Origin of the sequence: Massiliimalia timonensis, assembly GCF_900186585.1 — a bacterium.
GTDB classification, from domain to species: Bacteria; Bacillota; Clostridia; order Oscillospirales; family Ruminococcaceae; genus Massiliimalia; species Massiliimalia timonensis.
Genome location: NZ_FYDD01000003.1, coordinates 1,037,986 through 1,062,636 on the forward strand (window position 1 = coordinate 1,037,986; position 24,651 = coordinate 1,062,636).

Here is a 24,651-nt window from a genome sequence, read left to right on the forward strand (position 1 = left end):
TTTTCGCTTTCAGCTGTTGTTTGAGTACCTCGTAAATCTCAAGTTCACTCATGCCGCTTTTCCACCTCCAAAAAACGCTGGTATTCTCCCTTGAAACAAAACTCTATCCCGCCGGTCCGGCCGTATTTGTTTTTCTCCAGCTGCAAATCTGTATCTTCCGGTTCAAAGTGCTCCCGGTCCATGATATACGGCCTGTGCAGGATCATGATATAGTCCCCGTCCTGTTCCAATCCGCCCGATTCTTTCAGGTCGCTCATTTTCGGCGGCTGGTTCGTTTTATCACCTCTTGCCATTTGGGACAGCCCCATGATGTGGCAGTGATACCGTTTGGCTAAACGCTTTAATTCCTGGGAAATGTAGTCCACTTCGTTTCTCCGTGACTGGAATTTCCCGGTTGTCCTTACACACTGGATAAAATCTATCACCACAAAATCGGGCCGAAGATCCGCGATCGTCCCGCCTATCGCTTCGATCGTGTACTGGTCGTCAATAATAAACGTTTTCTTTTGGCTGAATATCTGGTCCAGTGTTTGGATCATCTGGTTCTTTTCCTGTTCCTTCAGTTCCCCCGCGTTGATCCTCCCGTAGTTCACCGCCGCTATATCGGATACAAGGCGTTCACAGATTTGCGTTACCGACATTTCCAAGCTGAAAAACACGCTTTTCTTTCCCGCTTTGATCTGCTTTTTCAAGATATTCAGGGCAAAGGCCGTCTTGCCTGTGCTTGGCCTTGCCCCGACGTATGACACCGTCCTCATTCTAAGGCCCGACAAAGCCGCGTCCAGCCGTTTAAAGCCGGTCAGGATCCTGTTATCCCGTTCCGATTTGCTGAATAATTCCTGAGAGAACTGGATCAGCTGTTCCACCGCCATTGTTTCATAGTCCCGGCTGCTCCGCTCCTGCTCTTCGTCCTCCAGCACCTTTTTTAGTCCCGGGACCAGTTCTTCTGAATCCCCGTTAAGCAGCTCCTCCACCGATTCCTTCACCCGGCAGATCTTTGCTTTCTGTTTCAGAATCCTGATATGGTCCGGAAATGCCGACGGGCTGATATAGCACTGTTTGCAATGCCCGGCGTATTTTCTCAGCCCTTCGTCTAGGCCAAGGTCCAGCGGAACTACCTTCCCGTGTTTCTTCCGGTAAACCGCGCATTTCTCAAAGATCTCTCTGCAGCCGATTCCGAAAAAGTCCTCCGGTATCAGCTGTTCAAAATACTCGTCGTATTCCTCCGGCCTGCTGAGCAATCCCCCTAATACCGTTTCTTCCAGTTCATAGTGGATCATAGCCGCGGCCCTCCGCCTCTCCAGTCTTCACGTTCCGGGGGGATTTCTTCTACCTCGTCCTTCCAGCGCCGTTGGTTTAACCACGAGGCTGGATATGGGATAAACTGCTTGTCCTGCCACTGAGGTAATTTCTTCTGCACCTCCAAAGCAGCCAGCATTTCCGATAAAAGCGATTCACTAACCCGCAGACCTGCGAATGCTTTCCTGGCTTTTTCTTTTCCCATATGTTTCGGATAGGCTTCCCAAAATTTTTCAAAAAAGGGATCATGTTGAGCTATATCTATATTGTCTTTGTCTTTTGTCTTAGTCTTAGTCTTTGTCTTGGTATCTTTCGTATTTTTCGTATTTTCAGAAATACAATCGTATACGCTCGTATTTTTTGATTCCCACCGTTTTTGAACATTTTCCCGGTTCTTCTGACAGCGTTTTTGATAGCTTTCCCTATCTCTGTCGATCTGCGAAGCGATAAAGGAAAAGCACATCAATTCAGCTCCCTCCAGCTTTGGCTGTATTCCATGTTCATAGTCGAATAATGCAAAAACGACACGGCCGCAGCCCTCTGCCCCAAGCAGCTTTAAGTGTTTTTCATAATCAACAAACATTTTAAAATACGTCTGGTCCATATGCCACCGCCTTAAAACGGCAACCTGCCGTCATCGGTATCCAGATCCTCGTATTCGTCCATGTTTCCAACGGAAAAGCTTTCCTGCTTCGGTTCATGCGGTACGGGTTCCTTTGTTTTGCTTTCTGCAAAATGTACTTGGTCTGCAACCACCTCCACGGCGGTGCGCTTGTTCCCGTTCTTATCTTCGTAATTGCGGGTTTGGATAGACCCTTCAACAACGATCATGCTCCCCTTCTGGAAATACTTGCAGACAAATTCCGCTTGCTGCCGCCACGCTACGATGTCGATCCAGTCGGTCTGTTCCCGGTTATATGTACGGTTCACCGCAATGCGGAACGCTGTCACCGATACCCCGTTCGGTGTTGTCCTTAATTCCGGATCAGCAACGAAACGGCCCATTAAAATTACTCTGTTTAACATTCTGATACCTCCTTAACCAGATAGACCTCACGGTTTCTTGAGATTACTTTGACGGGTTGTTTCATTTCCCGAATCTCTGTGCGTAAACAGTTTACACAGCTTGCCGCATTTTTATAGTCTGACTTCCATTCTACCTTTGCAACGTTTTGTCTGCTTTTGATAAAACGTTCTATGATTTTATGTTTTTCTCCCACCCGTCGTTTCACTTGGATCCCTTTAATTTCATCAATATCCTGTGACACATTAAAATTTAATTTCATGATTTTAACTCCTTATCATAAATATCAAAGACTGCCCCATTCCGCTTTGTATCCGGGTCATATCTCTTTTCCCCTGTTTCAAACAGCAGCCCTTTGTTCTTTAATTCTGTGATCCGGGGCTTCACCCGGTTCCCGTCTGTATATCCCAGACGTTTGGCGCATTCATTAGCGGTCATCTTGCCGTATTTCCGAAACGCTCCCAGCACTTCAATCTGACGGGTGCTCCGGTCTGTTTTGTAATAGCTCTCCCGTCTGGTTTCTTCTGTAACGCTCATCCTTTTCTCACCTTCCAAACTCTGCATAATTCTTCATCTAACCTGATCCCAAACACATGGTACTTTTTATCAAACTCTGCCTGTCCGATATCGTGCGCCTCCCGGTGCAGTTTCCAATGAAGCGGCAGGACCCGCATTCCTAAATGAATGATGTCGTTCCGGTTCCGTCCCATTCCCACAGCGTCTACATGGTGCAGCTGTGCTTTCTGCCCAGTGATACAGCACTTTTTATTTTTCAGGCAGACATAAATATATCTTGCAATATCCGGCGACCGTTCCGCCAAACTTTCCGCACAGGGAATATCAAATTCCACACAGAACTCGATCAAAAACTCCAAGTATTCTTTTGCCGTTGTCATATCGCAGTCTGACAGGCTAAAATGTTCTTTTCCCGTTTTAGCCATAAAGGAATATTTCATCAGTTCTTTCAGGTATTCCGGCTCGTGGCCTGTGTATTCTGAGATGTCCCGTAGTGTGGCGTAGATCTTCCTCCGCTGGTCTGTGCTGATCCTGCGCCCATCGTCCAGCCGGATCTCGCACTCCCCGTATTTCCTTTTGATAAAGCCAAAGGTATCCGAAAACGGTGCCTGGATCGTCAGCGCCTGCCCATCGTATCCCTTGATCTTCCCTTGCAGGATCATTTTTGTTTCTCCTGTTTCCAGCAGCTCATGCAAAGATGTCCTGTTTTTTCATAAACAGTTTTTGGGGTTATGATCTCTCCATTTGTTCCCCGCTGGCCTTTGACAGGTTTCCCGCACTTTTCGCAGATATATTGCTGCGGAGGGGCTTGTACAGCCGCATTCTCCTGCTCCATGGAATATACCGTATTCTTTGTTTTAGCGTCTACAATGACCAGCCCGCTGATCTTACGATCTTTGTCGTACTGTATTTCTGAAACTTCAAAGCTGTTTTTCAAATAGTATTTCCCATTGCTGTTTTTCTGGATCTCTGCTTTCCCTTCCGGGATCCAGATGAACGGCGCTGTATAGAGTTCCCTCCCGATCCCCCAGTTAAAGCAGGCACGTTTGAACGCGTCTGAGGACTGCCCTTTTTCCTTTTCCGTGTTGGATTCCGTCCCGCAGTCCTGTTTTTCTATCCATTCCCCGGTTTCACTTTTTACAGACACCGTGCAGAACTCTTTCCCGTTTATTGTTTCATGATGTCTCTGCCACCCAAACGGCGTAAACATCTCATCAAGGATTCTCATATCGCACCGGGCGTCTTTATACAAAAGCAGGCTTACTCCTCTTTCTTTTACCATTGCCGCCCGGCATTCTATTTCATCTGCCCGCAATGTCCTGATTTCCATCTTCCAGCCTCCATTCTATCGGGCACATCGGCCCTCTTTGTTTGTCAATTTTATACAGCCAATACCCATTCGCGAAGCAGAACCACGCTTGATGGATCGGTGTTTTCACGCACAGGTCGCAGTAAAAGCAAACAAATGCTTTCGCGGGAATACTATATTCATATCCATTCCAGTACCCTATGTACATTGCCCCGCTGTGCTGTGGGTTCATGCTGAATACCCCAATTCGCAAAGCCTCTCGCTGATCGCCCGATGAAGTTCAGAACAATTCTCGATCTTATCATCATATTCGGACAAAATCCTTTCCTTGGTATTATTGTTTAAATAGTGAAGCTCCTTAAAAAAATCCTCGCAATCTTTCTTTTCTTTCACAAGTTCGTCCTTTTCATCAGAAAGGCGCTCGCATTCTTCTGACATTCCCACAAGCTTTAGGTCTGGCTCAGGCAAATCATCGCCGTGCTGGTTGTATCCCATATCTTCCACTTGACTTTACGCCTCCTTTGGTGTATCCTGTATGTATACAATATTTTGTGTGCGCCTTTTTCGTTGGCAGACGAAGGGGCGCTTTTTTCTGCCCTTTTTCAGCTTGTCCATCATCATACATGCCGGTATCCACCCGGCAAAGATCAGACCGCTAATCAGAGCTGTCATTACTTCCTGCATCTTTGCACGTCCTTTCTTTTTGAACTATTTTCCATAAATCTCTTCCCATGGGACCATCGGCGGGTTATAGTCCGGATAATATTCTCTGATTTGAGCAAGAATTTCCTGCCATGTTCGACGTCCATGATAAATATCATCATAGATACGTTTTTGAAACAACTTATTATTTTTTTGCAACTGCTCAATATAGAAATCATCATTTTCCCGGTCAATCGGTGTATAAAATTCTACTTTTCCCCCATACTTCGTCGTGGTTACGAAATCCGGTTCATCTCTGTATCTTGACATATCAAATTTTTTAGGCATATTTACAACTCCTTTCCTATTGATTCTATGATTTTTTGAATTTGTCCTATTCTGAAATCCAACTATCAATATCAGCGCTTCATGTAAAAAGTTATTGCGTTCAATGCTAATGTCAAAATCACCAGTATAATTGTTATTATTTCTATCATTCTCCTCACTCCTTTCGATTTTAAATTGTATCCTTTCATTTGACATGCTATAATTCATGTGAAAGGACGTGTTACGATGAAAATAGATTCTACAATTACTTTGGCTTTTCTTGTTTCTCTAATTGCATTTATTTCTCCAATAGCCACAACCATACTAAACAACAGGCATCAAGCTAAAATGAAAAAAGAAGAAATGTTTATTAAAAGAAAACTTGAAGTTATTGAAAATTATCTATCAAATGTTGGAAAAACTTTGGGCGACTCCAGACATAATTTAGTTGATCTTGGCACATACGCAGGAGAAATTTTTTTATACACGCCTACTGAATTTTGGGAAGATATTGAAGAATTAAATAGATTGATCTTTGCCCATGAAAATCAACTAGCTTTTCCAAAATTTCAAGAATTGTCTAAACGTCTATCTTCATATACATCAAGATTTATAAAAGAACAAAAAAACGGCAAATAAAATATCTATTGTCAACGCATACCATATGTACCAATGTCCTAGAAACAACTTCTTTTTATAAGAAAAAACAATACACAATATTGAGATGATAACAATTACTAAAAGCCACACCCATCTATTCGTTCTCCTCACTCCTTTTCGGATTTCGCAATTACTTTTTCACGCATTATCTACTTTAAGTAGAATTAGTTTGTAAAAAAAATATCGTCATATGGAATGCCAGTAATGTTAGAAATTATTAAAGCCTGTTTTATTGTAACTTCTTCGGGAGAACGTTCTAATTTCATATAAGTATCACGACTAATTCCCAGAATCTTTGCCATTTCAAGCTGTGTTTTATCTGCATGTTTTCTGGCTTGTTTCAAGGTAAATTTCATTTTTGTCACCTCCTATGTTTTGTATTATATCCTACTTTAAGTAGAATGTCAATACCTTTTAGTAGAATTTTTAAAATTTTTTATTGCTTTTTTTCTACTTTTGGTATATAATCAATTCAAAGGTGGTGAAGTAATGTCTATAGGGAAAAATATTAAATCTTTAAGAGAATCTAGAGGGCTGACACAAGATGAATTAGGAAAAATAATCGGTGTTTCTGGAAAAACGGTTTCATCTTGGGAATTAGAAACAAAAACGCCAAGAATGGGTGCAATGCAAAATCTTGCTGATTTTTTTCAAGTAAAAAAATCAGACATTATTGAAGATGATACCGATAATATTGATGTTTTCTCATATGATAACATCTTGCCTATCAAAACACATAAAATCCCATTACTAGGTGAAATTGCTTGCGGTGTTCCCATATATGCAGATGAAGAACATGAAAGTTATGTTGAAGTGGGAACCAATATAAAAGCAGATTTTTGTTTACGTGCTAAAGGTGATAGCATGATAAATGCTAGAATTTTAGATGGGGACATTGTTTTTATAAGAAAACAGCCAAGTGTTGACGACGGGGAAATTGCAGCAGTTATTATTGATGATGAAGCTACTTTGAAAAGAGTTTACTATAATCGTAAGTCTGGTATTTTACAACTTGTTGCTGAAAACCCTAGTTTCCCACCGCTGATTTACTCTGGCGATGAATTAGATACGGTTCATATTTTAGGAAAAGCAATCGCTTTCCAAAGTGACGTAAAGTAAAGGACGTGTTTATATGGCAATTATTTGTAGCATTTGTGGGAAAAAGCAAAGTGGATTTATTGCTGATTTCCCTCTTTCAGATAACGACCCCGGAAACAGGATTTGTGCCGCCTGTGAAGAACGAAAACAAGGCTGTATTAGAACACTCGAATTTAATACCCAAAATTACCCAAATGCTAAAGAAATTTTTTTATCTTGTGTTGCCGATCCAATCCCAAGTGTTAAGCAAGAAATAGATAGTATGATTAAAGATTGGGATAACCAATATCAAACTAAATTTGAAGAAGATGAAGAGTGGGCGAAAGACATCATAAGAAAAGAAATGGAAGAAAAGGCCAAAGAGGCCCAAATAGCTGAATGGAATCAAAAGTTTCGTGACATGATGACAACTTCCGGCTTTAATTTCGAGGGCTGGCGTATCACCAAATACATCAAAGTGATTTCGGCTGAAACGGTTTTGGGAACTGGATTTGCCAGCGAGTTTTCTGCCAGTGTCGCAAATCTTTTAGGAACTGAAACGGATAAATTCGCAAAGAAATTTGAACAGGCGAAAGACTCTTCTTTAAGCAAGTTGATTTCAAAAGCGATTGATTTAAACGCTAATGCTTTGATTGGCGTAGATTTTGATTATCCACTGATCTATAACAACATCATCGCAGTAATTGCCAGCGCCACCGCGGTTGATGTGGAAAAGGTAGAGGAATAAAAAAATCCCGGTGATTTCTCACCGGGTAATTTTAGCCATATAATGATATCAAAGGGGTGATATTCAATGAACACCGCAATCTATCTGCGAAAATCACGCGCAGAAGAAGCAACCGCAACCGTAGAGGATACTCTGCAACGCCACAAGGAAACACTTCTGGAATTTGCTAAAAACAACCGTCTGACCGTTGTACATATTTATGAAGAAGTTGTTTCTGGCGAAAGCTTATATGCACGTCCGGAAATGTTGAAGCTGCTCAATGATGTGGAAAATGGGAAATATGATGCTGTCCTCTGCATGGATATTGACCGACTTGGAAGAGGAGCAATGAGCGATCAAGGCGTTATTTTAGAAACTTTTAAAGCCTCTGATACCAAAATCATCACCCTGCGCAAAGTCTATGACCTAAATAACGAATTTGACGAAGAATACACTGAGTTTGAAACATTTATCGCCCGACGTGAATTATCACTGATAAAGCGAAGAATGCGGCGAGGGATAGAACGCTCTGTTCAAGACGGCGCTTATATCCCGAATGCACCATATGGTTATAAAAAAACAAAAGAAGGGAAATTGTCTACTCTGGAGATTTACGAACCAGAAGCCAAATTCGTCCGTCTTATTTTTGATATGTATGTCAACCAAGGCATGGGGGCCGTGAGTATTGCCGAGGAAATCAACCGTATGGGAGCGAAGCCGCACCGATCAGCAGCGTTCTCCCGAACCTCCATTTTAAAAATCATACGCAATCAGGTTTATATCGGAAAGGTTGTATGGAACCAATTTAAGCGAGTAAAGAACTCTGATGGATCCCGAAAGGTCATTAAGTTGCCTGAAGAAGAATGGGTTGTCGTAGATGGTTTGCATTCCCCTATCATCGCCCCGGAAACGTTCAATATGGCGCAGAAGATATTAAACGAGAGATATCACCCACCTCATAATACAGGTGTGTTATACAACCCGCTATCTGGGATTATGGTATGTGATAAATGTGGGAAACAAATGGTTCGTAGAAAATATACTTCATTTGGAAATCGGCAGCGCGCAGTAAACTTTATTTGTGTTACACGCGGCTGCACCCCGTATGATAGAATGGAGTTAGTAGAGCGCTCTGTAATTGATGCGTTATATGAACGTTTCATCGAAATCAAATCTAAGGCAAAAGAGAAGTCGAATAATTCATCTGATTCTGGATCACTTGCACTTGCAGTTGTCGAACAGGAGCAACATACTGCTGAAACGCAACTAGAGCGTCTACATGATTTGCTGGAACAGGGTATCTATGATATTGATACCTTTGTTAAACGCTCTGCAATTCTAAATGACAAATTAAAGAAATTACAACAGCAAAAAGAGGAACTGCTTCGCGAACAGGAGAAACATAAATCAGAGGATAAGTCTTATTTACTTCCTGCCTTTGAATATCTCTTCAGGAACTACTGGTCCAGCCAGCCGGGAGATAAAAACCGTATGCTAAAAGATGTTGTTGACCATATCAACTATCGCAAAGAAAACGGATCTGAAATAGGAACTTTTGACTTAAAAGTTTTTTTAAAGTAGTCGATCTATCTTGTTTATTGTTTTTCAGAACACGAATCGTAGATCCTTCCCGCGTTGATGCAGACCGCTTCTTTGAAGTTCCCGCAGTTTCCCTGAGCAGCAAAATTATTATCGGGCATATGAATCCTCCTAGAAAAGTATTAAGCGTTCGGCTTTAATACATACTATGAAAAAGATAGAAATTGGTTCACTTTTTCCGGATATTTCTAAAATTTTTCTGCTTTCTACCCGCTTCTGAAAAAACCAAAAGAAAATGATCTTCAAAAAAGGATAAAACAGAAAACAAGAGATATAAAAAGAAATCCTTAATATTAAAGAGATATTTAAACACACAAAATCAGCCGTTTTACACGTTTTTGTTAAATTTCAAACAAATGTGGTGATTGCATCTTTCTCTTTCCTCGGATATAATGAGAAACATAAAGAACAGAGCTGTTTTTTCATCATATGTTTTTATTATTTCAAAAGGAGTTTTTTATGAAAGAGAAAAAAATCTTTAAAACAATCCTCATTGCAGCAATTATTATTGTAGTGCTCGTCATTGGTGCTTTGTCAATCGTCATTATCCCAGCCGGACATACAGGGGTTGTTACGAACTTCGGGGCAGTCAGCGATTCCGTACTACAGGAGGGACTGCACTTTAAGGTGCCATTCGTGCAAAATGTCGTAAAAGTGGATAACCGCGTTACCAAGGTCGAAGTACCGTTTACCTCTGCTTCCCGTGATTTGCAGACCGTTGAAGGAAGCGTTTCGGTAAACTACCGTATCAGCCCGGACAGCAGCGCGCTGGTATACCAAAACTTTGGCCGTTCAGTAGAAGATACCTTGGTGATCCCAGCTATCCCGGAATGTATCAAGGCAGTTATGGCACAGTATTCCGCGGAAGAATTGATTACCAAACGGCAGAATGTCAGCGAGGAGATCAAAACTGCCATTTCTGAAAAGATCGATTCTTATGGTATGTACATAGAAGTATTCAATATGACGGACTTTAACTTCTCGGAAGAATTCAATGCCGCGATCGAAGCAAAACAGACCGCACAGCAAAATGCCCTGAAAGCAGAACAAGACTTAGAGCGTATCAAGGTAGAGGCGGAACAGAAGGTAGAAGAAGCCAAGGCGGAAGCCGAAGCATACAAATTAAAAAATGCGCAGATCACCGATAAGACCCTGTTAAATGACTGGATCGAAAAGTGGGATGGAAAGCTGCCTCAGGTATCCGGTGATGGAACCTATATGTTCGATATCAGCAAATTGCTGGAGGAAGCCGCAAAAGAAACGGAATAACAAAAAGCCCCGATATACTCGGGGCTTTTACTATCCAAGATAGGCAGGAGGTATCCCACAAAAGAAGTTATTCTTATCTTCCCTTTTCATTGCCAAAAAAGCTGATTTTCTACAACAAAAAGGACTGTACGATTTTTTCGTACAGTCCTTTTTTATTCTCCTTTTATTTCAGCCAAAGACAGGGTAAAATATTGTCCGTCTTTAATGGTCAGGAAAAACTCGCCGTCAAAATTTTTATTGGAAATAATCTTATCCCAGTCCCCGCTTGCGTCTTCCCGCAGTTCATAGTAACCGGAAATATCGCTGTCAATTGGAGAAAGCGTATACTCCCCGGCTGGAATGTCGATCCCAACACGGTAGGTTCCTTCCGGATAATATCCGTTTTCCGCTTCATACGGCGGAACCTCATCTACCGGGATCGCAACACAGCGCTGAAGATTGATATAAGTCCCCTCTTCAACCTGAACAAAGCCCCTATTGTCAAAGTTATCATTGACAATAATAGAATCTAATTCCCCGGTGGTATCGCTGGTCACTTCATAGTAACCGGAATTACTCCATTCATCATTAGCAAGCAATAAATATTCTCCAGCCGGCATCGTGTCGCCTACTTTATACATTCCGGATTTGTAAACCGTATAATCCCCTTCCGGAAGGCCTGGATAAGCAGACGTTGTTCCTTCATCTATAGGTTCATTGACGTCGACATCGGGTTCAGTGTCCTCCCATACGTCGGGTTCACTGTAATCCTCATAGTAATCATAATCCCCATTGAGCATTTGATCCTGCACCGCGTCTTTTAGGCTGTTGGTAAAAGAAACAACCAGTAAAATCACAATAACCAGGATCAAGACCCCTCCGCCGACCGCGCAGCCCACGATCAAACCAGTATGTTTTTTCTTTGGCGGCTGCTGCCCAATTGGCTGCGTCGGATCCCCCGGGAACTGAGTTGGCTGACCCGAGGCATAACTCCACTGCTGAGGTGTCTGACTGCCTATTGGTATTTGCGGCGGCACCTGTCCTTGCGGCATCTGCGGGGGCTCCAAAGTAACTCCACCTGTTGTATAAGTGGGTTCTATTACCGGATCGCCCGCCGGATCTTTAGCTTCCTGCATCCGAGGTTCTGACAAATCAGGAGAGGGTGCCTCCGTTTCTTCCATTACTGGAGTTTGTGTTTCCTCAGGAACAACAGGAGCTTTCCATTGGTCAACGGTTTCTGCCCGTTGTGCGGGAGTTCCGCAATCCGGACAGAAGTTCCCTTCAAATTCTTTTCCACAATTTTGACAAAACATAGCCTACCTCCTTGTAGTCAATCTATATGTTAAGTATACAGGCAAAATACGAATTTGTAAATCTTTTTTATCTGGTAACATCTCTCAGCCAGACTCCTTTTCGATACCGATAAATGGAAAGTGGGATCTTTAAGATCTCGTCGATCATCAAAATCATGTAAACGATCGTTACCGGCCAACGGAAAACAAAGGCAGCTAAAGCACCAAATAGGATTGAACCACCCCACATGGTGCTCACATCCATAAACAGCCCAAAACGGGTATCTCCGCCAGAGCGGAAGATTCCTACTACCATCGTGGTATTGAAAGCCTGCGCGATACAGAAATAAGACATAACATACATCATCATCGAAAGGTATCCCTGCGCCTCGTCGCTCAGGGTCAGGTTTGCCATAGCGATCGGGCGGATAATCAAAATCAGCGCCGCCCCCAAAACAGCTACAATCATGGTGATCTTGATAAAACGCTTTGCATTGCGTTTTGCCTCATCTGTTCTGCCTGCACCGATGCTTTTACCCAGCATAATCGCCGTTGCATTTGCGATTCCAAAGGCGATGACCATAGCCAGTTGCCGGGTGACCTGAGCTACTGAATTTGCAGCAACTACAGAGGTGCCCAGATGCCCTACAATGACCGAGTTCATGGAGCTTCCGATTCCCCAAAACATCTCGTTTAGCACAACAGGGATCGCATACCTTAAAAAGTCCTGGAACAGAAGCGGATCACGGACAAACAAGTCCTTGAGCCTCCAGCGAATGTCCCGGTTTATCTTTTTTGCATAAAAAATCGTAGCAGCTAATTCAACAGCCCTTGCAACGCTCGTCCCAATGCCCGCACCGATGATCCCCAGTTTTGGCATCCCGAACATCCCAAAAATCAGCACCGCATTGACCCCGACGTTCACCAGCAATGAGATAAAATAAATCACAGTCGAGATTACGACCCGTTCCACACTGCGCATGATGTTCAGATAGATCATCGTCACTGAAGAAAACAGATACGAGATCCCTACAGTCCGCAGGTATTTGATCCCCTCTTCGATCACCGCTTCGTCTGATGTAAACACCAGCATGGCATAACGCGGCAAAAACATCGCGATAATAAAGAAAAGAAATCCCACGCAGACAGAGATCCGCATGGTCATCCCAATCACCTTTTCAATCGTGCGGACATCCTGTTTTCCCCAATACTGCGCGGTCAGCACCGCCGCCCCCGAAGTCAGCCCAAATATGATCAGGTTCATGATGAAATAGACCTGATTTGCCAAAGAAGCTGCCGACAGCACCGTTTCCCCGACTTTCCCAAGCATAATAACGTCCGCAGAGGTTACTGCTGTATTAATCAGGTTCTGTAAAGCCATCGGCATTACCAACGTGAAAACCGACCGGTAAAACTGTTTGCTTTCCGACATTTGCAACGCTTTTGTACTCACTCTTTTTCCCCCTCATAATGAAATGGCAGTAAAATAAAAACTGCATAAAAAAAACACCGTTCCTGTTAGGAACGCATTAAGATGATTATATCATACTTCCCCTTTATGGTAAAGCATCCGCAAAACAGAAATCCCACAAAACTTTATCCGCCCTTTTTGAGCATTTTCCACAGAAAAAAGACAGTTTCAGCAAATGCTGAAACTGTCTTTTTTATACTTTAAGCAGCTTGGCGAAGTTTGCCATAATTTTTTTGGTCCCCACCTTGTCAAATGCTACTTCAACCAGCGTGTCGTTCCCCATTGGAGTCAGGGATAACACCATTCCCGTACCAAACACCTTATGCCGAACCGTATCGCCGGGGGCAAAATCCACAGCAACCGTTTCCTGCTTCGGTGCAAACCCGGAAAGTCCCGCAGCCGGCTTTGGCTCAACAGCACGCCGCAGCACAGCCTGAGCTGAAGCCTGTTGATAGATGCGCACCGTATTATCTTTACATTCCAGTACCTCCTGAGGCAGTTCCTTAATAAAGCGGGACGGCAGATTACGGGAGGTATTGCCAAACATCATCCTCTGCCCGGCATTGGTAACATAAAGCCGCTGCTTCGCCCGGGTGATCCCAACATAGGCCAAACGACGTTCCTCCTCGATTTCCTCCTGGCTCTGCATAGAGTTGTAGCTTGGGAAGATCCCGTCCTCCATGCCAATCAAAAATACCACCGGGAACTCCAGACCCTTAGCGGAGTGGATCGTCATCAAGATGACCTTGTCATCCGACGCGTTCATACTGTCCAGATCGGTGTAAAGGGAAACCTCCTCCAAAAATCCGGAAAGGGTCGCGTCCTCCCCATTTTCCTCCGAATATTTTACCAGGTTCGATTTTAGTTCCTCAATATTTTCCAGACGGACGCGCCCCTCTACCCCCTGCGCCATTAAAGCGATGCGGTAACCGGTGTGTTCCATCAGTTCATCCAATAATTCATCTAACGGGAGGGAGAGTGCCAATTCACTCATTTCCTCGATCATGTCCACAAACTCCTGAAGTACTCTCGCCTTTTTGGAAAGCACACCATATTCATCCGCAGTGCGCATTACCTCAAACATGCTGATCCCAGTTTGCAGAGAGATGCTTTCTACCGCCTTTACAGTGCTTCCCCCAATGCCGCGCTTCGGCTCGTTGATGATCCGCTTTAAACGCACGCTGTCCGCATGATTATTGATGACTTGGAAATAGGCCAGCACGTCTTTGATCTCTTTCCGCTCGAAAAACTTGGTGCCGCCCACGATCTTGTAGTCGATCCCGCTTTTGATGAGCGCGCGCTCTATCTGGTTGGATTGCGCGTTCATACGATACAGGATCGCATGGTCGGCAAAACACATCCCATTTTGAACATCTTCCTGGATCACATCGGTGACAAAACGGCTTTCCTCATAGTCGTCCCGACCGCGGAACAGGGTGATCTTCTCCCCCTCTCCGTTGTCTGTCCACAGGTTTTTCCCCTTCCGGCCAAGGTTATGCTTGATGACCGCATTTGCCGCGTCCAAAATATTTTGGGTAGAACGGTAGTTTTGCTCCAGCCGAATCACTACGGCGTTTTGGAACTGGTGTTCAAAGCTTAAAATATTTTCAATAGTAGCTCCCCGGAAGCGGTAGATGCTCTGGTCGTCGTCCCCGACAACACAGAGGTTTTGATGTTTCCGAGAAAGCAGGCTCACCAGCCGGTACTGAAGCTGGTTGGTGTCCTGGTATTCGTCTACCAATATGTATTTGTAAAGGTTCTGGTAATGGTCCAACACATCGGGAAACTGCTCAAACAGCTGGACTGTCAGCAGGATGATGTCGTCAAAATCCACTGCATTAGAAGCTTTTAACCGCTTTTGGTACTGCCCGTACAGGTTTGCAATAGTTTTTAAACGGAAATCGGATTCCGCTTCTGCCATAAACTGCTCCGGCGTCTGCATGCTGTCTTTCCGGCGGCTGATCTCCCCCAAACAACTTTTAGGCGGGAACATCTTATCGCTTACCCCAAGATCCGCCAAGCAGTCTTTCATCACCCGTACACTGTCGTCAGTATCATAAATCGTAAAGGAAGAGGTGTATCCCAAAGCGCTGATCTCCCGGCGCAGGATCCGTACGCAAATAGAGTGGAACGTCCCAGAACGGACGTCGGCTCCTCTATCGCCCAGCCGCTGCGTCAGCCTCTCCTTTAATTCATTCGCCGCTTTGTTTGTAAAGGTAATGGCCAGTACATTCCATGGCGATACTGTTGGAGAAGCCAGAAGGCTTACCATACGTTCCCGGTTTTCCTTGTTTCCGGCAGCATAGTCCTTTAAAAACGCAATGTCATCCTCACAAAGGTCATATGGCAGCGTATCATCAAACCATGCATTTCCAAACTCCAGCAAATGCCCGATCCGATTTACCAATACCGTGGTTTTTCCGCTTCCCGCGCCCGCCAAGATCAAAAGCGGTCCATTTACCCGGTAAACCGCCTCCCGCTGCTGTTCATTTAAAAAATGGTATTCCGATTCCAAGATCTCCCGTTTCAGGGAAAAATATTGCTGTTCTATCATAAAAAGCCTGTTCCTTTCTTCAAATCACAGGTTTTATTGTACCATAAATCAGTTCCGAAAAAAAGCCCGTGAAACAAGAAACACACAGAAAATGCTTTTAGTCAAGGACCAGCGCAGATTTTTATCCAAAATCATGCCGGTTTCCGGCGTTACTCCCCACTTCTTCCAATGTACGGACAATCTCTTCAATTTTAATGAAGCATTCCGAATCCTCCAAACTGTCATCTTCAAGAATCCTTTTTATGTTGCACAATGCCCGATAGCTTTCCTGCCGAATGATCTCATCCGCATTCAGGCGCAGGCCGGGAAAGGTGACCTGTACAGTTTCCCGTTCCAGTACTTTCAATAAGATCTCTTGATATAATTCCATCTTCCTCACATCTATACTACTTTATACCACTTTAAGCGAATAGTCAATATCTTATCCTACAATATAGTATAATATAATTATTATTTTTAAGCTGAGGGGATAGCTATGAAACCACTAAAACAAAAAGTCAGCATCACATTAGATGAGGATGTGATCAAAAATTTGAAAACGTTAGCAGAAGAATGTGACCGTTCCCTTTCACAATACATCAATCTGATTTTAAAGGAATACCTGAAAAACCTTGATCAGCAATAGCCCTGATTGTAAAGAAGCTCCATTGTAAAGGCGATCAGCCTTACAATGGAGCTTCTTTGGATTTTAACTTTTAAGTCTCTGCTATTTTTCGGGAAATAACGCTTTTTTCACCAGTTCTACCGGCATTGGCTTTCCGGTCCATTTTTCAAAAGAAGCCGCTCCTTGATACAGCACCATTCCCAGCCCATTCATGGTGCGGCAGCCGGTTTCTTTAGCCATTTGCAGCAGCAGGGTTTCCCGTGGCTGATAAATCACGTCGCTTACAAACAGTTCCCGATGCAGAAAGCTTTGATCCGGAATTGGCGACTGCCCCTCCATGGGCTTCATCCCTACCTGCGTGGCATTGATCAGCAGTTCACTTTTGTCCAGACTGTATTTTAATGCTTCCCTGTCATTTAAGGGAAATACTTCTAAGGTGCAGTTCGTTTTGCCTTCGATCCGGGAAACCATATTCCGGGCACGTTCTTCATTTCGATTGAAAACTGTAATCTGAGCGGCGCCATCCAAAGCAGCCTGAGCACAGATCGCGGTCGCGGCGCCCCCAGCCCCTAATAAAACCACTTTTTTCCCAGAGATCTCAAAACCCTCTTCCCGAAGGGAACGCAGATAGCCTTCCCCATCGGTAATATGACCGGTCAGAATTCCCTCATCGTTGATAATGGTGTTGACTGCACCAACCATTTGAGCGGCAGGTGTCAATCTGTCCATCAATGGAACTACCGCAGTCTTACAGGGCATCGTCACATTTGCCCCCCGCATCCGAAAAGCTTTCAGCGCTGCGATTGCCTGCGGCACCTCGCCGCTCCCCACCTCAAAGGCCAGGTAAGCATAATCCAGCCCCAGCGCTTTAAAGGAGAGGTTATGCATCATCGGGGAAACACTGTGTTTTACCGGCGAGCCAAACAGCCCCAGCAATACTGTGCTCCCTGTGATCCGTTGTTCCATGTTATCATCATCTCTTTCTTCATTTGACAAATTCCCAGTAAGCCTGTATTTTGAAAAGGTACATATCCTATTCAGGCCTGCTTTCCTTGTTATTTTATTCTGTTTCTAACGGATTGTCAAACCCTTGCAACTAAAGGAAAAAAGGCGTATAATTCAGGTAAATGACTTGAAAGGGAGGAATTTCGATGAAACAGGCGTTTCTGGACCAGAATTTTTTATTGTCGACCGACACGGCAAAAATCCTGTACCACCAATATGCTAAACCCATGCCGATCGTGGACTACCACTGTCATATCAGCCCGGCAGAGATCGCTCAGGACCGGCAGTTTCAAAACCTGACCCAGCTCTGGCTGGAGGGAGACCACTACAAATGGAGGCTTTTAAGGGCAAACGGTATCCCGGAGGAAGAAATTACCGGCACTGATGCTACGGATTATGAAAAATTCTGTTTATGGGCGTCGGTCCTGCCAAAAGCGATCGGAAATCCCCTTTATCATTGGACACATCTGGAATTGCAGCGTTATTTTGGTATATATGAACCGCTCAATGAATCCTCCGCGGAACGCATTTGGGAGATCAGTTCCAAAAAATGCGCCGCCCACGCCCTTTCTGCCCGGAATATCATCCGGCATTCCAACGTTCGGGTCCTCTGTACCACCGACGACCCGATAGATTCCTTGCAGGAGCATGAGCAGCTAGCGCATGACGCTGCCTTTTCTGCCAAAGTATTTCCAGCCTTTCGTCCCGATAAAGCAATGAATATCCAAAAGCCGGAGTTTAATGAATATCTGGACCAGCTGGAACAGGTCTGCCATACCCCAGTCAGCTGTTTTGAAGAGCTTTGTTCTGCACTGGAAGAACGGATCGAATATTTTTCTCTCCATGGCTGCAAGGCGGCGGATCATGGGCTGGACAGAGTTGTATTTGAGGAAGCAGATGCTCAAACAGTGGAAGAATTGTTCCAAAAACGGCGCGGCGGAGCAGACCTTACCGATACCGAAGCCGCCCAATATCAGACTGCCCTGCTCCTCTTTTTAGGAAAACAGTACGCAAAATATAATATTGTGATGCAGCTCCATTATGGCGCCGCACGCAACTGTAACACCTTCCGGTATGGACTGCTCGGACCGGACACCGGATTCGATTCGATCGCCCCCGGTTTTAACGGCGCCGGACTGGCTCCATTGCTGAACGCTTTAGAACAGGAAAACAGTCTGCCGAAAACAGTTGTTTATTCCCTCAACCCCAATGATAATGAATATATCCTCAGCGTGATCGGGTGTTTTCAGGGAACCGAAGCCGCAGGGAAATTACAGCATGGCTGCCCATGGTGGTTCAATGATCACGAAGCGGGAATCCGCAAACAGCTTTGTGATCTGGCAAATGCCGGCGTCTTGGGCAATTTTATCGGGATGCTGACCGATTCACGCAGCTTTCTTTCTTACACCCGGCATGAATATTTCCGCAGGATCCTATGCGACGTCATTGGAAAGTGGGTGGAAGAGGGCAAGTACCCCGACGATCTGCCCTATCTTGGCAAAATGGTACAGGATATTTCTTACTATAATGCCATGCGATATTTTGGGTTCGAAGAACCATGATCAATTTTTGGGGAAAAGTTTTCTCCTGTACATTTTCATTCCAGCAACTGGATTTATTTTTTCCCCAATTAAATTTTCTCCACCAAAAACGGACAGCAGGATTTTCCTGCTGTCCGTTTTATCATTTTAAGAAGAAAAATAAAGGAAATCACATAGCTTTGCCTGCATCCTGCGCGCCGATTCCTGATCATGCGGACGGTAGGCGGAAAGGTCCCACCGGAAGCACCGAGCGGTGTTTCTGCCCCCTCCGTGTGACTCCAGCACTAAATACCGGTCACAGCCGGCAACCCGCAAAAAGCGCAGCAGAGCGCTTTCTTTTATGTACCGGGAGGTATAAAGCGTTTTCCTGCTCCAAACGGAATCTTTCCCTTTCAGGAACCGCCTACTCCGGCCCTTTTTTCGGCGGTCTAACGGAATTAGGGTATCCGTTTGTCCAAAGAAATCATGGCAGTAAATAAATACCGGCATGCTCCGGCTTAAAAAGCGGAGCCGTCCAGCGGCCTCCATCGGCACCAGACAGACCGCCGGCATTGCTCCACAGGTCTTTAGGAATGCGAAGGCCTCTACGATCTTCTCCTGTATGCAGTCGTCATTCCGTACGATCACACCGAGTTTCATCACAGCGCCCCCAAGTTTTAGAAAATAAACCAAAACTGATTCACTACCATGCTATGCTGAGGCGCTTTAGGCGGTTCCTAGTCTTTGGGCGCATAAACGGAAATGATCTTCTGCGCCACTCGCAGCCCATCCACGGCGGCGCTCATGATGCCGCCTGCATATCCTGCCCCTTCACCACAGGGATAAATCCCGCTTGCAGAGATAGACTCCATGCTCTCCCCGTCCCGCAGGATCCTCAGCGGAGAGGAGGTTCGGGTTTCTACCCCGGTCAGTACGCTGTCTGGCGCCGCAAAGCCATGCAGTTTCCGGTCAAACTTTAAAAGCCCTTTGCGCAGCATCTCTGTTACAAAGGGAGGGAAGACCTTATCCGGGCTGCACGCGGTCACCCCCAGCGCGTAGCTTGGCTCCACCCGGCCGAGCGAAAGCCCTGCCCCGCCTTTCAAAAATTCCCCAACCGTTGTCCCAACCGCACGGTAATCTCCGCCGCCCAGCCGGAACGCCGATGTTTCTAAAGAGCTCTGGAACCTTACCCCATCCATAGGATGGGTGCCAAAATCCTGTGGTGTGACCGATACCGCTACCGCCGCATTCGCATTTTTCCGGTCACGGCGGTATTCGCTCATCCCATTGGTGACGACCGTCCCCTCGCTGGAAGAGGAGGGGACTACCAGCCCGCCCGGACACATACAAAAGGTGTATACGCCCCTTCCGTTTTCACGGTAAGAAAGCTGGTATTCCCCTACCGGCAGGGCAGGATGCCCTGCCAGCTCTCCATAAAGGCTCTTGTCGATCTCTGATTGCAGGTGCTCGATTCGCATCCCTATCGAAAAACTTTTTGCCTCCATAGCGACGCCCTGCTCTAACAGCATCTGAAAGGTATCCCGTGCGCTGTGCCCCAGTGCCGCCACCAGAACACCTGTCTCCACTTCTTCCCCATTCACAGTAATGCTTTTCAGCTTCCCGTTTTCTATCCGGACAGAATCCAGCCGCTGGCCGAAACGCACTTCTCCGCCCATCTTTATAATGGCTTGGCGCATCCGCTTGATCACACCCCGCAGTTTGTCGGTGCCAATATGGGGCTTTGCCTTTGCTACGATCTGCGGCGGCGCACCAAACTCCACAAAACGTTCCAGCACATACCCGCACCGCTCGTCCGAGATCCGAGTAGTCAGCTTTCCATCGGAAAAAGTGCCTGCTCCTCCTTCCCCAAACTGTACGTTGCATTCCGTATTCAGTTTCCCGTGTTTCCAAAACCGCTCTACAGCCTCTACCCGTCGCTCCACATCATAGCCGCGCTCTAATACGATCGGACGGTATCCTTCCTGCGCCAGCGCATAGGCGCAGAAGATCCCGGCCGGCCCGAAGCCGGCAATGTAGATCGGCGTCTTCAGCCGTTGTGTCCCATGCGGGAAACGAAGTTCTGTATCCGGGCGGTATTGAACGTCTTTATCAGCCAACCGTCTGCAAAGCGTTTCCTCATCGATCGAAAGCTTCACTAAAACAGAACCGACAAAACAGACCTGTCCCCGTTTTCTAGCGTCTAATGATTTTTTATAAAGCTGTGCCTCCTGAACGGCAGCCCGTTCTACCCCCAGCCGCCGGATCCCTTTTTCGATCAGCACCTCTTCTGGAGCAGACAACCCCGCTTTCAGATTTGTTACCAATACTGACATATTTATCCTTCCCAACCAAAAATAAAGGCGGCCCATCAGCCGCCTTTATTTTTCTATTTCTTTTCCGTGACACGGACCAGTACGGAATAATCCGTCCCGACAGCCCACGCCTGATGATCCCCAACCAAAGTGATCTTAGCGGCGACCCGCTTTTCCCCCTTTGAAAGAGAGATATTGGCAAAGTCAACAGTAGCCACAACATCTTCTGCACTCAGCTTGCTCACCACAGAAATCGGACCCACAAATTTGATATCCGAGATTTTTTCCGTGATCAGCTTCACGTTATAATTCGCTGGAACGTTCTTCATGACGATATTGTCGCAGTTAAGTTTCACATACCCCATTCCCTCATCTGGGAAAGAGACCGTTACCTCCTGCACGCCGTCAATATTGATATAGCCAGCCAGCAGCGACACATCAAATTGGAATACAGAACCTATGTCGATCTTCCTAAAGTCGATCTCACCTAAAGAGATAGATTTCACATCTGTTGCCGCATCTACCGGAACACCGATCAAAAGCTTATCGGCCGACATTTCATATTCCAGCTTGCCGGCATCGATCCCCGCCGGTACATTTACAAAATCAAAGGTCAGCGGCACTTCGACCTGCTTGTACACCGGGATCGTGATCTTATATTCATTCTGCTGAGATGTGATTCTGGAAAGATCGATTTCATTATCATTTTCATCTAACAGCCTCAAAGTACCAGTAACAGTCTGAGACGACGAGATCTCCTGTTTTTCCTCATTAACGATCTGGGTGGTCTTGATCCGTTTGATCACACTTTCCGGACCGGTGATCTTAATTTCGTCCGGAGTTACCATTGCTTTTTCCAAAAAGCAGCCCTTTGCCGCCGTGATATTCGGTACATAGGCTTCTGGCGTTAATGTAGCGTCGACCAAGCGGTCAAACTCAACTGTCACTGTTTCAGGCTTTATTTTATCTACCTGATAATCCACATTTTTTTCTGTGTTTACCTGTTTGATCTCAATCGGCAGTTCATACTGCCCCGGCTGGGTCACCGAAGAAAGATTCAGCGTCGCCTCAAAATCTTCCTTTTCCAATCCCCCGATCTGATAGGACTTCCCAATAATCCGCAGATCGACCGTATCCTTCGAGATACCGACGATGCTCAATCCATTTGTTTCGGCGGCGCTTCCTGATATATTCATAGAGATCGGAATATCCCGGATCGTGGAAACCGCGTCGTTGTTCACCAGCGTTGTCACCGCGAACCAAGACGCGACCGCAACTAAAACAGACAGCACCTTTAAAAATTTACTGTTTTCAAATAATTTACTAAACTCAAACTTTTTCATTTCTTCTTCCCCTTCAGGAAAGTGTGCTTTTTGCTTTCCTTATCTGTCTGCGGCACAAGCTTTTCTGTCAGGTAAGTCGCCAGCCTTTCGCTGGTAAAACCCCGCTGCAATTCCCCGTTTTCAGCAACAGAAACTGTTCCAGTTTCTTCAGACACCACAATGGTAATGGAATCCGATACCTCGCTGATCCCAATCGCCGCCCGATGCCTAGACCCCAAATGGGTGGCGATCAGCTCTTCCTTTTGCGGCTTGGGCAAAAAGCAGGCAGCCGCTAAAACTCTGGCATTGCGCATAATCACAGCGCCGTCGTGAAGCGGTGTGTTGACAAAGAAAATATTTCCAAACAACTCTACACTGGGTTTGGCATTTAGCTCAACTCCGGTTGCGATCTGCTCCCCCAGCTTCGTTTGCCGTTCAATTACAATCAAAGCACCGGTGGTGGATTTAGAAAGCCGCTGCACCGATTCCACAATGATCGGGATCACCCTTCCCCATTCGCCCGCATGCTTGTCCGATGCTTCTGAAGTAAATACCGATGTCACCTTAGTACGTCCTACCCGTTCCAAAACCCTTCTCAGTTCCGGCTGGAACAGGATGATCAACGCCAGGATCCCGATCTGGAACAGATTGGTAAATAAGAACTCCATGGTTTTGAGTTGAAATATCTTGGCGACAAAAAACGCCAAGCAGAGCAGCAATATCCCTTTAAGGAGCTGCTCTGCCCGCGTTTCACGAACGATCCGGAACGCTTTATAAACGATATAAGAAATCAGTGCAATGTCCAGCAGGTCAAACAGGGTAAAACCCTTCATGACGCTGTAAACTGCATCGAAAAAATTCTGTATTACTTGCATTTGGTTAACATCCTTTTTCTTTCCTGCTTTAACTCATATTCTTCCCATATGACGTCTATTCATGAATCTATCTCTATTCTAACAATTTTACCCCCGAAATTCAAGCGTTCTCAGAATATTTTGCAATTTGTTTCAATTCCCTTATCAAATTCATCATATCGCGTTTTGTGTTAAAAATAGAGGGCGAAACCCGCACTGCACCGCTCTCCTCTGTATGTAATACCCGGTGGGTCGTCGGTGCGCAGTGCAAGCCTCCGCGCACGCAGATCCCCCGTGCAGAAAGCCGTGCTACCACATCGACTGAGGGCAGTTCGCCCACATTGAACAACACGATCGGCGCATATCTTCCCTTTTCATAATAATAATGGTATGTTTTTACCGCCCGGATCGAGGCAAGCTGTTCGTAACAAAATCGACATAGTTCAAATTCATGTTCATACACTTTTTCCAATCCGATCTGTTTAATATGGGAAAGGCCGGCCCCGACAGACAAAATCCCTACAGTATTGATGGTTCCGCTTTCAAACCGATCCGGCAGAAAGTCAGGCTGCTCTAGCTGGGCAGAAGCGCTTCCGGTGCCGCCTTCCATAATGGTGTCCATCGCAAAATCCCCGTTTAACAACATCAGCCCGGTCCCTGTAGTTCCATAAAGTCCTTTGTGACCAGCTGTACAAAAGATGTCGATATTCATCCTAGGCAGGTTGACCGGCAAAACCCCAGCCGATTGCGCGCCGTCTACGATCAGCTTGATCCCTGCCTGGTGGCACAAGTCCCCCAGTTCTTTGATCGGCAGGATCAGTCCCGTCACATTAGAGGCATGCGTGCAGACGATCGCCTTGGTGTTGGGACGGATCAAAGCGGCAAAGCTTCTTAATGTCTTTTCTACATCTCCCTCATAAACCGGGGCGCAGTCATAGTCAATGATCCCTTTTTTCTTGAGCGCATACAAAGGCCTCATGACCGAATTGTGCTCCAGTGTAGAAGTGATCGCGTGTCCCCCAGAGGACATGACTCCTTTGATCGCCATGTTTAATGCATGGGAACAGTTTGAAGCGAACACGACCTGTTCTGCGCTGACCCCGAAAAAGTCTCCTACCAGTTCTCGGACCTGATAGATCTTTCCGGAAGTGCGCATCGAAATGCTGTGTCCGCTTCTTCCCGGATTCCCGCCATAAGTTTTAACAGCTTCTATGACGCTTCTTGCAACATTTTGTGGCTTCGGAAAGGTTGTGGCTGCATTGTCTAGATATATCATCATCTCACCTCAG

At 45.6% G+C, this 24,651-nt stretch carries 29 protein-coding genes; 7 read left to right on the forward strand and 22 right to left on the reverse strand.

The genetic code is table 11. The features are described 5' to 3' along the window. Nucleotides 1–44 precede the first annotated feature (44 nt). The 11 genes from CIB36_RS07165 to CIB36_RS07210 are packed head-to-tail and all read right to left on the reverse strand — an operon-like array spanning nucleotide 45 to nucleotide 5,138. Nucleotides 45–1,280 (reverse strand): replicative DNA helicase, encoded by a 1,236-nt coding sequence (locus CIB36_RS07165; RefSeq protein WP_093988824.1) that lies wholly within the window; start codon nucleotides 1,278–1,280, stop codon nucleotides 45–47. Then, nucleotides 1,277–1,903, reverse strand: coding sequence for a DUF6291 domain-containing protein (locus tag CIB36_RS07170; protein WP_093988825.1), 627 nt, complete (start codon nucleotides 1,901–1,903; stop codon nucleotides 1,277–1,279). The genes CIB36_RS07165 and CIB36_RS07170 overlap by 4 nt, the downstream gene beginning before the upstream one ends. An 11-nt stretch (nucleotides 1,904–1,914) precedes the next feature. Further along, complete coding sequence (locus CIB36_RS07175; RefSeq protein ID WP_093988826.1) at nucleotides 1,915–2,325, reverse strand: single-stranded DNA-binding protein; 411 nt, start codon at nucleotides 2,323–2,325, stop codon at nucleotides 1,915–1,917. Then, nucleotides 2,319–2,585 carry a hypothetical protein gene (locus CIB36_RS07180; RefSeq protein WP_093988827.1) on the reverse strand — a complete coding sequence of 89 codons (267 nt, stop codon included), beginning with the start codon at nucleotides 2,583–2,585 and terminating at the stop codon, nucleotides 2,319–2,321. Before CIB36_RS07180 ends, CIB36_RS07175 begins: the two co-directional genes overlap by 7 nt. Then, on the reverse strand, nucleotides 2,582–2,860 hold the full coding sequence (locus tag CIB36_RS07185) for a hypothetical protein (RefSeq protein WP_093988828.1): 279 nt from the start codon (nucleotides 2,858–2,860) through the stop codon (nucleotides 2,582–2,584). Before CIB36_RS07185 ends, CIB36_RS07180 begins: the two co-directional genes overlap by 4 nt. Continuing rightward, nucleotides 2,857–3,501: a putative HNHc nuclease gene (locus CIB36_RS07190; RefSeq protein ID WP_093988829.1), complete on the reverse strand. Its 645-nt coding sequence runs from the start codon at nucleotides 3,499–3,501 to the stop codon at nucleotides 2,857–2,859. The genes CIB36_RS07185 and CIB36_RS07190 overlap by 4 nt, the downstream gene beginning before the upstream one ends. Then, complete coding sequence (locus CIB36_RS07195; protein WP_093988830.1) at nucleotides 3,498–4,169, reverse strand: hypothetical protein; 672 nt, start codon at nucleotides 4,167–4,169, stop codon at nucleotides 3,498–3,500. Before CIB36_RS07195 ends, CIB36_RS07190 begins: the two co-directional genes overlap by 4 nt. After that, nucleotides 4,141–4,380 (reverse strand): hypothetical protein, encoded by a 240-nt coding sequence (locus CIB36_RS07200; protein WP_093988831.1) that lies wholly within the window; start codon nucleotides 4,378–4,380, stop codon nucleotides 4,141–4,143. The genes CIB36_RS07195 and CIB36_RS07200 overlap by 29 nt, the downstream gene beginning before the upstream one ends. Beyond that, nucleotides 4,377–4,652 carry a hypothetical protein gene (locus tag CIB36_RS07205; protein ID WP_093988832.1) on the reverse strand — a complete coding sequence of 92 codons (276 nt, stop codon included), beginning with the start codon at nucleotides 4,650–4,652 and terminating at the stop codon, nucleotides 4,377–4,379. Before CIB36_RS07205 ends, CIB36_RS07200 begins: the two co-directional genes overlap by 4 nt. A 6-nt stretch (nucleotides 4,653–4,658) precedes the next feature. After that, nucleotides 4,659–4,832, reverse strand: coding sequence for a hypothetical protein (locus CIB36_RS13280; RefSeq protein WP_158662621.1), 174 nt, complete (start codon nucleotides 4,830–4,832; stop codon nucleotides 4,659–4,661). A gap of 24 nt (nucleotides 4,833–4,856) precedes the next feature. After that, nucleotides 4,857–5,138, reverse strand: coding sequence for a hypothetical protein (locus CIB36_RS07210; protein WP_093988833.1), 282 nt, complete (start codon nucleotides 5,136–5,138; stop codon nucleotides 4,857–4,859). A 225-nt stretch (nucleotides 5,139–5,363) separates the two neighbouring features. On the opposite strand from CIB36_RS07210, the gene CIB36_RS07215 reads away from it, so the two are divergent. Next, a complete protein-coding gene (locus CIB36_RS07215; protein ID WP_093988834.1) occupies nucleotides 5,364–5,756 on the forward strand; it encodes a hypothetical protein in 393 nt (130 codons plus the stop codon). Between the two features lie 185 nt (nucleotides 5,757–5,941). Here CIB36_RS07215 and CIB36_RS07220 read toward each other — a convergent pair whose 3' ends face one another. Further along, nucleotides 5,942–6,133 (reverse strand): helix-turn-helix transcriptional regulator, encoded by a 192-nt coding sequence (locus tag CIB36_RS07220; protein WP_093988835.1) that lies wholly within the window; start codon nucleotides 6,131–6,133, stop codon nucleotides 5,942–5,944. A gap of 133 nt (nucleotides 6,134–6,266) precedes the next feature. On the opposite strand from CIB36_RS07220, the gene CIB36_RS07225 reads away from it, so the two are divergent. From CIB36_RS07225 to CIB36_RS07240, 4 genes are all read left to right on the forward strand, one after another. Beyond that, nucleotides 6,267–6,896 carry a LexA family protein gene (locus CIB36_RS07225; RefSeq protein ID WP_093988836.1) on the forward strand — a complete coding sequence of 210 codons (630 nt, stop codon included), beginning with the start codon at nucleotides 6,267–6,269 and terminating at the stop codon, nucleotides 6,894–6,896. A gap of 13 nt (nucleotides 6,897–6,909) precedes the next feature. Beyond that, nucleotides 6,910–7,602, forward strand: coding sequence for a YbjQ family protein (locus tag CIB36_RS07230; protein WP_093988837.1), 693 nt, complete (start codon nucleotides 6,910–6,912; stop codon nucleotides 7,600–7,602). A gap of 66 nt (nucleotides 7,603–7,668) precedes the next feature. Beyond that, on the forward strand, nucleotides 7,669–9,162 hold the full coding sequence (locus tag CIB36_RS07235) for a recombinase family protein (RefSeq protein ID WP_093988838.1): 1,494 nt from the start codon (nucleotides 7,669–7,671) through the stop codon (nucleotides 9,160–9,162). A gap of 477 nt (nucleotides 9,163–9,639) precedes the next feature. Further along, nucleotides 9,640–10,449 carry a prohibitin family protein gene (locus CIB36_RS07240; RefSeq protein ID WP_093988839.1) on the forward strand — a complete coding sequence of 270 codons (810 nt, stop codon included), beginning with the start codon at nucleotides 9,640–9,642 and terminating at the stop codon, nucleotides 10,447–10,449. Nucleotides 10,450–10,601: 152 nt separating this feature from the next. Here CIB36_RS07240 and CIB36_RS07245 read toward each other — a convergent pair whose 3' ends face one another. The 4 genes from CIB36_RS07245 to CIB36_RS07260 all read right to left on the reverse strand — a co-directional run bounded on the left by CIB36_RS07245 (nucleotide 10,602) and on the right by CIB36_RS07260 (nucleotide 16,115). Further along, nucleotides 10,602–11,741 (reverse strand): zinc ribbon domain-containing protein, encoded by a 1,140-nt coding sequence (locus CIB36_RS07245; RefSeq protein WP_093988840.1) that lies wholly within the window; start codon nucleotides 11,739–11,741, stop codon nucleotides 10,602–10,604. A gap of 67 nt (nucleotides 11,742–11,808) precedes the next feature. Beyond that, the gene (locus tag CIB36_RS07250; RefSeq protein ID WP_093988841.1) at nucleotides 11,809–13,152 is read right to left on the reverse strand and encodes an MATE family efflux transporter; all 1,344 of its coding nucleotides are present in this window, start codon (nucleotides 13,150–13,152) and stop codon (nucleotides 11,809–11,811) included. 232 nt (nucleotides 13,153–13,384) lie between these two features. Continuing rightward, nucleotides 13,385–15,745: an ATP-dependent helicase gene (locus CIB36_RS07255; protein ID WP_093988842.1), complete on the reverse strand. Its 2,361-nt coding sequence runs from the start codon at nucleotides 15,743–15,745 to the stop codon at nucleotides 13,385–13,387. 121 nt (nucleotides 15,746–15,866) lie between these two features. Beyond that, a complete protein-coding gene (locus CIB36_RS07260; RefSeq protein WP_093988843.1) occupies nucleotides 15,867–16,115 on the reverse strand; it encodes a hypothetical protein in 249 nt (82 codons plus the stop codon). Between the two features lie 105 nt (nucleotides 16,116–16,220). On the opposite strand from CIB36_RS07260, the gene CIB36_RS07265 reads away from it, so the two are divergent. Next, a complete protein-coding gene (locus CIB36_RS07265) occupies nucleotides 16,221–16,370 on the forward strand; it encodes a ribbon-helix-helix domain-containing protein (RefSeq protein WP_093988844.1) in 150 nt (49 codons plus the stop codon). Between the two features lie 81 nt (nucleotides 16,371–16,451). Here CIB36_RS07265 and CIB36_RS07270 read toward each other — a convergent pair whose 3' ends face one another. Then, nucleotides 16,452–17,315: a shikimate dehydrogenase gene (locus CIB36_RS07270; RefSeq protein WP_093988845.1), complete on the reverse strand. Its 864-nt coding sequence runs from the start codon at nucleotides 17,313–17,315 to the stop codon at nucleotides 16,452–16,454. A gap of 185 nt (nucleotides 17,316–17,500) precedes the next feature. On the opposite strand from CIB36_RS07270, the gene uxaC reads away from it, so the two are divergent. Continuing rightward, nucleotides 17,501–18,916 (forward strand): glucuronate isomerase, encoded by a 1,416-nt coding sequence (gene uxaC / locus CIB36_RS07275; protein ID WP_093988846.1) that lies wholly within the window; start codon nucleotides 17,501–17,503, stop codon nucleotides 18,914–18,916. Between the two features lie 126 nt (nucleotides 18,917–19,042). On the opposite strand, the gene CIB36_RS07280 is transcribed toward uxaC, so the two are convergent. The 5 genes from CIB36_RS07280 to CIB36_RS07300 form a co-directional block, all read right to left on the reverse strand. Then, nucleotides 19,043–19,534, reverse strand: a complete 492-nt coding sequence (locus CIB36_RS07280) for a hypothetical protein (protein WP_093988847.1) — start codon at nucleotides 19,532–19,534, stop codon at nucleotides 19,043–19,045. 77 nt (nucleotides 19,535–19,611) lie between these two features. Then, nucleotides 19,612–21,207 carry an NAD(P)/FAD-dependent oxidoreductase gene (locus CIB36_RS07285; protein ID WP_093988848.1) on the reverse strand — a complete coding sequence of 532 codons (1,596 nt, stop codon included), beginning with the start codon at nucleotides 21,205–21,207 and terminating at the stop codon, nucleotides 19,612–19,614. Nucleotides 21,208–21,260: 53 nt separating this feature from the next. Next, the gene (locus tag CIB36_RS07290; protein ID WP_093988849.1) at nucleotides 21,261–22,529 is read right to left on the reverse strand and encodes a CdaR family protein; all 1,269 of its coding nucleotides are present in this window, start codon (nucleotides 22,527–22,529) and stop codon (nucleotides 21,261–21,263) included. Beyond that, nucleotides 22,526–23,383, reverse strand: a complete 858-nt coding sequence (gene cdaA / locus CIB36_RS07295; RefSeq protein ID WP_093988850.1) for a diadenylate cyclase CdaA — start codon at nucleotides 23,381–23,383, stop codon at nucleotides 22,526–22,528. The genes CIB36_RS07290 and cdaA overlap by 4 nt, the downstream gene beginning before the upstream one ends. A gap of 100 nt (nucleotides 23,384–23,483) precedes the next feature. After that, nucleotides 23,484–24,638: an aminotransferase class V-fold PLP-dependent enzyme gene (locus CIB36_RS07300; protein ID WP_093988851.1), complete on the reverse strand. Its 1,155-nt coding sequence runs from the start codon at nucleotides 24,636–24,638 to the stop codon at nucleotides 23,484–23,486. Nucleotides 24,639–24,651: the final 13 nt, after the last annotated feature.

Coding starts and splice junctions, on each gene's coding strand:
- CIB36_RS07165 (WP_093988824.1), bottom strand. CDS start 1,280: ATGATCCACTATGAACTGGAAGAAACGGTATTAGGGGGATTGCTCAGC.
- CIB36_RS07170 (WP_093988825.1), bottom strand. CDS start 1,903: ATGGACCAGACGTATTTTAAAATGTTTGTTGATTATGAAAAACACTTA.
- CIB36_RS07175 (WP_093988826.1), bottom strand. CDS start 2,325: ATGTTAAACAGAGTAATTTTAATGGGCCGTTTCGTTGCTGATCCGGAA.
- CIB36_RS07180 (WP_093988827.1), bottom strand. CDS start 2,585: ATGAAATTAAATTTTAATGTGTCACAGGATATTGATGAAATTAAAGGG.
- CIB36_RS07185 (WP_093988828.1), bottom strand. CDS start 2,860: ATGAGCGTTACAGAAGAAACCAGACGGGAGAGCTATTACAAAACAGAC.
- CIB36_RS07190 (WP_093988829.1), bottom strand. CDS start 3,501: ATGATCCTGCAAGGGAAGATCAAGGGATACGATGGGCAGGCGCTGACG.
- CIB36_RS07195 (WP_093988830.1), bottom strand. CDS start 4,169: ATGGAAATCAGGACATTGCGGGCAGATGAAATAGAATGCCGGGCGGCA.
- CIB36_RS07200 (WP_093988831.1), bottom strand. CDS start 4,380: ATGAACCCACAGCACAGCGGGGCAATGTACATAGGGTACTGGAATGGA.
- CIB36_RS13280 (WP_158662621.1), bottom strand. CDS start 4,832: ATGCAGGAAGTAATGACAGCTCTGATTAGCGGTCTGATCTTTGCCGGG.
- CIB36_RS07210 (WP_093988833.1), bottom strand. CDS start 5,138: ATGCCTAAAAAATTTGATATGTCAAGATACAGAGATGAACCGGATTTC.
- CIB36_RS07215 (WP_093988834.1), top strand. CDS start 5,364: ATGAAAATAGATTCTACAATTACTTTGGCTTTTCTTGTTTCTCTAATT.
- CIB36_RS07220 (WP_093988835.1), bottom strand. CDS start 6,133: ATGAAATTTACCTTGAAACAAGCCAGAAAACATGCAGATAAAACACAG.
- CIB36_RS07225 (WP_093988836.1), top strand. CDS start 6,267: ATGTCTATAGGGAAAAATATTAAATCTTTAAGAGAATCTAGAGGGCTG.
- CIB36_RS07230 (WP_093988837.1), top strand. CDS start 6,910: ATGGCAATTATTTGTAGCATTTGTGGGAAAAAGCAAAGTGGATTTATT.
- CIB36_RS07235 (WP_093988838.1), top strand. CDS start 7,669: ATGAACACCGCAATCTATCTGCGAAAATCACGCGCAGAAGAAGCAACC.
- CIB36_RS07240 (WP_093988839.1), top strand. CDS start 9,640: ATGAAAGAGAAAAAAATCTTTAAAACAATCCTCATTGCAGCAATTATT.
- CIB36_RS07245 (WP_093988840.1), bottom strand. CDS start 11,741: ATGTTTTGTCAAAATTGTGGAAAAGAATTTGAAGGGAACTTCTGTCCG.
- CIB36_RS07250 (WP_093988841.1), bottom strand. CDS start 13,152: ATGTCGGAAAGCAAACAGTTTTACCGGTCGGTTTTCACGTTGGTAATG.
- CIB36_RS07255 (WP_093988842.1), bottom strand. CDS start 15,745: ATGATAGAACAGCAATATTTTTCCCTGAAACGGGAGATCTTGGAATCG.
- CIB36_RS07260 (WP_093988843.1), bottom strand. CDS start 16,115: ATGGAATTATATCAAGAGATCTTATTGAAAGTACTGGAACGGGAAACT.
- CIB36_RS07265 (WP_093988844.1), top strand. CDS start 16,221: ATGAAACCACTAAAACAAAAAGTCAGCATCACATTAGATGAGGATGTG.
- CIB36_RS07270 (WP_093988845.1), bottom strand. CDS start 17,315: ATGGAACAACGGATCACAGGGAGCACAGTATTGCTGGGGCTGTTTGGC.
- uxaC (WP_093988846.1), top strand. CDS start 17,501: ATGAAACAGGCGTTTCTGGACCAGAATTTTTTATTGTCGACCGACACG.
- CIB36_RS07280 (WP_093988847.1), bottom strand. CDS start 19,534: ATGAAACTCGGTGTGATCGTACGGAATGACGACTGCATACAGGAGAAG.
- CIB36_RS07285 (WP_093988848.1), bottom strand. CDS start 21,207: ATGTCAGTATTGGTAACAAATCTGAAAGCGGGGTTGTCTGCTCCAGAA.
- CIB36_RS07290 (WP_093988849.1), bottom strand. CDS start 22,529: ATGAAAAAGTTTGAGTTTAGTAAATTATTTGAAAACAGTAAATTTTTA.
- cdaA (WP_093988850.1), bottom strand. CDS start 23,383: ATGCAAGTAATACAGAATTTTTTCGATGCAGTTTACAGCGTCATGAAG.
- CIB36_RS07300 (WP_093988851.1), bottom strand. CDS start 24,638: ATGATATATCTAGACAATGCAGCCACAACCTTTCCGAAGCCACAAAAT.